The organism is Bartonella sp. AA83SXKL (genome assembly GCF_042196965.1).
Classification (GTDB): Bacteria; Pseudomonadota; Alphaproteobacteria; order Rhizobiales; family Rhizobiaceae; genus Bartonella.
In genome coordinates, this window is the sequence record NZ_JBHIRG010000318.1 from 1 (window position 1) to 572 (window position 572).

Annotated in this window: 1 protein-coding gene; it reads right to left on the reverse strand. The window is 36.7% G+C overall.

Features of this window, described 5'->3' with window-relative positions; genetic code table 11:
- Nucleotides 1-502 (reverse strand): DUF1376 domain-containing protein (locus ACFINO_RS11365; protein ID WP_375655954.1); only part of this gene is annotated, 502 nt, incomplete at its 3' end.
- Between the last annotated feature and the right edge of the window lie 70 nt (nt 503-572).

Below are 572 nucleotides of genomic sequence, written 5' to 3' on the forward strand. Positions count from 1 at the left end.
CATGCTTAGCATGCTTAGCATCATTAAGCATCGTTTTAGCATCATTAAGCATTGCTTTAGCATCGTTTTTATCAGTATTTTCAGTAACTTGAGCATCATCACAAGCATCACAAGTATAAGTTGTATGTTTATCCCATCTTGCCTGCGCTGCTTTCTTTGCTCTCTCCGATAATCTCTTTGATCGTGATGCTTTTGATACCTTTTCTAAACTCTCATGAGAGTTAGTAAGCTCTTCTTCAACATCTAAATTCCACAAGCGACCATCTGCTAAACGAATGAAATATCCTTCTTCAAGCAAAACATTCAGTGCCGCTTCAAACTTCTTCACTGAATAACCAGTGTAATGAGATAAAACTTTAATATTATAAAAAAGAGGTTCACCAGTACGCAACATACGTAACCGTAATCGCATATAGATATTGCCCTCTACAGCAGGCAAATAATCAACAACTATTGCCCACTTGTCTGCAAAAAGCCTCGTCCATGGTAATTTAATGGACATACCCCAATTCCCTTTCTTTAACTAAATATAAAATTGCTAAAGCATCTGCTTCGTTATCATCTTTCGGATT